Source organism: Natrinema soli (genome assembly GCF_028618695.1).
In genome coordinates this window covers 1-5,685 of sequence record NZ_JAQIVI010000721.1, presented here as the reverse complement: position 1 = coordinate 5,685, position 5,685 = coordinate 1, and the positions used below count along the sequence as shown (strand labels likewise).

The following is a 5,685-nucleotide window of genomic DNA, read 5'->3' as shown; positions in this document are numbered from 1 at the left end:
GCGGGCGTCTCGCTCGTGGTCTCGTACGCCCGGTTCCAGGCGCTGTAGTCGCCGTCGAGCAGACGGACGTCGTCGTGGCCGTACTCGAGGGCGGTGAGCACGAACCGGGCGGCGAAGACGCCGTGGGTGTCGTCGTAGGCGACGATCGTGTCGTCGGGATCGATCCCCCTCTCGCCGAGCAGATCGGCGAATGCCTCGGCACCGGGCAAGGTACCGCGGTCGACGTCGCTCTCGTCCCGGTAGCTATCGAAGGGGACGTTCACTGCACCGGGAAGGTGACCGATCCCGTCGTACTCCCAGGCGTCCCTGACGTCGACGATGCGTACGGTCGGGTCGTCCAGACGCGCTGCGAGCCAGTCGGGGGAGACGACGAGAGATTCGTCCATCGAGCGGCCGTTCGAGACGCAGATCCGAGTACGCACCGGTTTCGCGACGATCCCGGCTACCGGGACAGTGGCAACTCTTGCTTGTTTTTGGTGGAGAACTTGACCTGTCCTTCACACGACGTATAGGGAACACCGCGAATGCAACGAATACAGCCGCTGTACGAACGGTGATGAGGATCGGCGATCCTACTAGCGGCAATTATTTCCGCCAGAGTCGACTGGTGTCCGAATTAACCGGTTAAGTAGTCCCTTTGTGTGTCGCCGTCCAAGGAATTCGTATGGCAAACGACTACGCCAAAGACGTACTCGTCACGGCCGACTGGGTCGAGGAGCGCCTCGACGACTTCCAGGACGACGGCTCCGACCTTCGACTGGTCGAGGTCGACGTCGACACGGAAGCCTACGAAGACGCACACGCGCCCGGTGCAATCGGGTTCAACTGGGAAACCCAGCTTCAGGACCAGACCACTCGTGACATCCTCTCGAAGGACGACTTCGAGGAACTGCTCGGCGGTCACGGCATCAGCGAGGACGACACGGTCGTCCTCTACGGAGACAACTCCAACTGGTTCGCCGCGTACACCTACTGGCAGTTCAAGTACTACGGCCACGACGAGGTCTACCTGCTCGACGGCGGCCGCGAGTACTGGCTCGAGAACGACTATCCGACCACGGACGAGGAGCCCGACTTCTCCGACGCCGAGTACGAGGCGGCCGGCCCGCGCGAGAGCATCCGCGCCTACCGCGAGGACGTCGAGAACGCGATCGAGCGCGGCGTTCCCCTCGTCGACGTTCGCTCGCCCGAGGAGTACTCCGGCGAAATCCTCGCGCCCCCGGGACTCCAGGAGACCGCCCAGCGCGGCGGCCACATCCCTGGCGCGAAGAACATCTCGTGGGCCGCCGTGACCAACGACGACGGCACCTTCAAGGATCCCGAGGAGCTCGAGGAGCTCTACGCCGACGAAGACATCGACGGCGACGAGACGACCGTCGCCTACTGCCGCATCGGCGAGCGGTCCTCCGTCGCCTGGTTCGCCCTGCACGAACTGCTCGGCTACGAGGACACCGTCAACTACGACGGCTCCTGGACCGAGTGGGGCAACCTGGTCAACGCGCCGATCGAGAAGGGCGAGGGCGACTGAGCGTAGCGAGGGAGACCTCGTAGCGAAACGGGGAGCGCGAGCGACCCGTGGAGCAAGGCAATTGAGCGCCGTCGTTCGGCGATCAAACGGAGAACAAGCGACTTTGCCGCACTCATTTCTGCGCCACTCGCAAAAATAGCGTCAGCCACGCTGGCGGACGAACACTCGCGGGAGTCTACTCCTCGTAGACGTGGTTCGACGCGATATCGTCCGGCCCGACGACCTCGATGTCGCCGGCCGACTCGAGCTCGCTGAGATACGAGAGCGTCTCCTCGAGCGCCGCCCCCGATTCGCCGGAGAGACCGGGGTAGCTGAGCGTGGTAATCGTCCGGAACTGCGCCGTCAGGTCGAGCAACTGTTTCGCCTCGTCGGCGGACGGGCCAACCGTCCGCGGGGCGGTCGCAGGGTTCAACAGGTCGGCGTGACCGCCGTAGCCGCCGACGAAGCCGACGTCGTGGTGCTCCTCGACGAGGGACATCGTCGTCTCGTCGTAGCGATTGAGCGGATAGGCGAAGTAGCCGGCACCGTCTTCGAACCCGTTGTTCTCGAGCCACTCGATCGCGCCCTGGATGCGGTCCCGCTGTGCCGATTCGGGCCGGCCGGCGAGACTGCCGCTGGACGTTCCCTGGCTAGCGATCGTCCACCCGTCGCTCTGGAGGGTCTCGAGTTGGCCCTGACTGACGTAGCCGGAGCCGCCGACGTAGTCGGTGGGGACGAACGCGGTCGCGGGGAAGTCGTAGTCCGACAGCGCCGAGCGAGCCCGGGTCGCGGTGGATTCGCGGCCACCGTCGAACTGGAGGAGGACCTTGCCGGTGTCCGGGCGAGAGACGAAGTGGAGGTCGTCACACCACACCGTTACCGACTCGCCGTCGCCCGTCAGCGCCGAAATCTTGATGTGAGCGATCGAGCTCAGATCCGGCTCGCCGTCGGTCCCGATAACTCCGAGATCGTGCCGGGCGAACGGGAGCCCCGGCGGGACGTCACACTTGAGGAGCAGCCGGTTGCCGTCGGTGTCGGAGAGCTGAACGATCGGGTCGACATCTCGTTCGGTCGCGAACGCCATCGCGGGGAACTCGTCGGAGAGATCCCGCGGCTGGTCGAACCGGCGTTTGATCATCACTCGTTGCTCGGACTCCGTCGCCTCCATGCGGCCGGACTGCTCGCCGACGTACGCGCGTTCGGCGTCGAGTTCGAGCGAGCCTTCCATCACCGTCCACATCGAGAGGTCGTCGAACTGATCGAACGATCCGGGATCCTCGTCGACCGGATCCGGCGAGTCGGAATCGCCGTTGCCATCGTCCGGTTCGTCCGACGTTTCCGAATCGCTCAGGGCGGAACAGCCACCGAGCGTCGCCGCGGCGGCCGTCACCAGATATGCTCGTCGTTTCATTCCGATCGAGGAAATTCCGGACAGGGTAATTGTTATGCCGCCGTTGGCGTTCGGTTCGCGACGGGTAGCCGGCGCCTATCGGCGGACAACGGGGACGGACAACGCGGGGTCGAGACCGGGCTAGCGGGAGCCGTCAAAGCGGACAGCGCGGACGCCCGCGGCCGGAGCCGCGGGTAGCTGACGACAGACATAACTCGAACCCGCTCAAAGCACTCCGCATGACCGATTCGGACGCGTTCGTCGAGGCCGTCAGCGAGGACAACCAGACCGCGCTCTCGCGACTCGGCTCCTCGAAGTCGCTGTACGCCGACACCGGCGGGGAGATCGACACCGAGCCCGTCCTCGAGGCGACTGCCGACGCCGAGTACGCCGCCTGGCAGACGTTCCGCGAGTGGGCCGACGACGAGGGCGACGACGAGGCGCACGCGGCCTTCGAGGCCACGGCCGAAGAGGAGCAAAATCACTACGAGACCGTCGACGGAAAACTCGACGACGACGAGTACGAACCGAGCGAGGTCCCCCAGCTCCACGAGTATCTCCGAAATCGCGAGGACACCGTGGAACGCGTCGGCGCGCTCGTCGGCCGCATTCTCGCGAGTCAGCGCTCGAAGGATCAGGTCGTCGGCTACTTCGTCGGCGACGCCGACCCGCAGACGGCCAGCCTGTTCCGCGGTTTCGGCGAGGATCTGGACGACCAGCTCGAGCGCGCGAAAACGCTGCTCGAGACGGTCTGTGACAGCGATGAGGACTGGGACCGCGCTCAGGAGGCCGCGAGCGGCGCGATCCAGGCCGCCTACGACGAGTACGTCGAGACGCTCGAGGGGATGGGTGCGAACCCCAAGCCGGTCTGTTAACGGCAGGGAATTGGTCGATTTCTTGCAGTAGAACTTTTGTGGCTTCGTTTGCAGTTCCGAGTAGAGACGTATCACTTCGGACTGGTCAACCGACGTGCGGTGACGCGCGCTGTGTCGCGGCGAACTGCGAGGCCTGAACGAAGTGCAGGCCTCGGTCGTGTGAGCCGCGATCCGAAGGGAACCGCGAACCGATAGGTGAGCCGCGATCCGAAGATGCGCGATTCGGCGATGCGCGGTTCGGAGCGATGCGCGGTTCGGAGCGAACAGAGTGAGCGAGAACCGCGGGAACGCGAACGGTGAGCCAAGCGAGCCGTGAGCGAACACAGTGAGCGAGAACCGCGGGGACGCGAACGGTGAGCCAAGCGAGCCGTGAGCGAACACAGTGAGCGAGAACCGCGGGGACGCGAACGGTGAGCCAAGCGAGCCGTGAGCGAACACAGTGAGCGAGAACCGCGACGTGAATGGGGAACGAAGTGACCCGTGAATGGGAAGTGCGCGGCGTCCTCAGACGTGCAACCCACTTCTGATGGGCTGCGAGAATCGCTTGCGATTCTCGGACGCAACGCGCTGCGACTGTCGGGACGAGCGCGGAACCACAGGTTCCGCGAGCAGTCGAACGGGTGCAGCGCACCCGTGAGACGACGGTGAAACCGTCTCGCATCGCCCGTGCGGAGAAATCGGCTGGGGAGGATGTGGCGATTCCCTGGTGCCACGATAGCAGGACACGTTCCGGATACCACTCGACGAGAACCGTTACCAGTAGAGAGGAATATGGTTTCTTTATCCAGATTGTCCGTGAGACTCGCGGTCAGTACAGGTCAAGTAGTGACCAGTCGAGATGTGATTTGTTAGGACTATCTACTGGTCAATTTCTTCATGAATTGACTCGCCAGTACCGGATTTTGATTCCCACTCCCACTCATCTTCAACTCTAATACGTCCATCGTTGAGAAGTTCGACATCACCAACAGAGTGACCAGTTGCGGTTTCATTATCCGTATTTATTTGGGTGTATCTGATGTCCCATTGTTCCCCATCGAACGTCCCAACCAAGTGCCCATCTACAATATCGCCACCAGAGTAGTTTGCATAGATTCGTTCGCCGGCCTGTTCAAAATGGAAGACGGTATCTGCACCCACTTCCCCGTCTTCGTCGTTCGCAACGCCAGCGAGTGTCCGACCATCAAACGAAATTTCGTCTCCCATACATTAGATGACTTGAATGAGTCAATAACACTTCTGGTGTTCAGTTCGCACACCTACTTACCGAATCCGGCGTTTCAGCTTTATGCTCTATTTGAAGAAAGGAATATGGGCAACTACTGTTACGGCACACTCTCCGAACCGTCGAAAACACCGAGAACCTAGACGCCCTCAAGGTCCGACCGGAACTCGGAGATCGCTGCAAGCGCGTCCTCGAGAGCCGACGCGACGTCGCCGCCCTCGCTGTCGGCGATCTCGTTCAGAATGTGTTCGTGACGGGCGAGCTGGCCGTGGTCCGGACCGTGATCGGCCGTCGCGTAGTCCTCGAACTTTGCCGCCTGCGTCTGAAGTCGGTCCCGTGCCTCGTCGTCGGCTGTCGCGTCGGCCGCCCGTCCGATCGAGTCGGCCGCGTTCTGGAGTTCGTCTCGAGCCATACGTTCCTGTTCACCAGCGGGTATTAAAACGGTTTCAATACAATCCGACTATCGGAACGGTGACCCGCGCAATTCGGCCGAGTCACCGTACCCGCTCGAGCGTGATTCAGTGCACTCGCTCGAGTCGGTCCTCGAGGGGGAGATCCACGACGGTATCGCCCGTCACACCGGCGACGGCATCGCGGAAGTTCGTCCGGTAGCTGCCCGGGCCCGCGTACCCCATGTCGGCCGCGCGTTCGCCGGCGAGACCGAACGCGAGCGTGCCGTGGACGGCGG

The 5,685-nt window shown here is 63.1% G+C and carries 6 protein-coding genes and 1 pseudogene; 2 read left to right on the top strand and 5 right to left on the bottom strand.

Annotation, left to right across the window (positions count from 1 at the left end; genetic code table 11):
- Positions 1-386, bottom strand: a 386-nt coding sequence (locus tag PGX04_RS30990; protein ID WP_273741997.1) for a rhodanese-like domain-containing protein, incomplete at its 3' end; no start/stop codon positions are given.
- A gap of 278 nt (positions 387-664) precedes the next feature.
- On the opposite strand from PGX04_RS30990, the gene PGX04_RS30985 reads away from it, so the two are divergent.
- Positions 665-1,528 (top strand): sulfurtransferase, encoded by an 864-nt coding sequence (locus tag PGX04_RS30985; protein WP_273741996.1) that lies wholly within the window; start codon positions 665-667, stop codon positions 1,526-1,528.
- A 175-nt stretch (positions 1,529-1,703) separates the two neighbouring features.
- On the opposite strand, the gene PGX04_RS30980 is transcribed toward PGX04_RS30985, so the two are convergent.
- Positions 1,704-2,918 carry a polysaccharide deacetylase family protein gene (locus tag PGX04_RS30980; protein WP_273741995.1) on the bottom strand — a complete coding sequence of 405 codons (1,215 nt, stop codon included), beginning with the start codon at positions 2,916-2,918 and terminating at the stop codon, positions 1,704-1,706.
- Between the two features lie 218 nt (positions 2,919-3,136).
- Here PGX04_RS30980 and PGX04_RS30975 point away from each other — a divergent pair, with 218 nt between their 5' ends.
- The gene (locus PGX04_RS30975) at positions 3,137-3,772 is read left to right on the top strand and encodes a rubrerythrin family protein (RefSeq protein ID WP_273741994.1); all 636 of its coding nucleotides are present in this window, start codon (positions 3,137-3,139) and stop codon (positions 3,770-3,772) included.
- Between the two features lie 858 nt (positions 3,773-4,630).
- On the opposite strand, the gene PGX04_RS30970 is transcribed toward PGX04_RS30975, so the two are convergent.
- From PGX04_RS30970 to PGX04_RS30960, 3 genes and pseudogenes are all read right to left on the bottom strand, one after another.
- Positions 4,631-4,978, bottom strand: coding sequence for an avidin-fold protein (locus tag PGX04_RS30970; RefSeq protein WP_273741993.1), 348 nt, complete (start codon positions 4,976-4,978; stop codon positions 4,631-4,633).
- Positions 4,979-5,136: 158 nt separating this feature from the next.
- Positions 5,137-5,409, bottom strand: coding sequence for a DUF7553 family protein (locus PGX04_RS30965; protein WP_273741992.1), 273 nt, complete (start codon positions 5,407-5,409; stop codon positions 5,137-5,139).
- Between the two features lie 106 nt (positions 5,410-5,515).
- A pseudogene (locus PGX04_RS30960) lies at positions 5,516-5,685 on the bottom strand (hydroxyethylthiazole kinase); the annotation flags it as partial.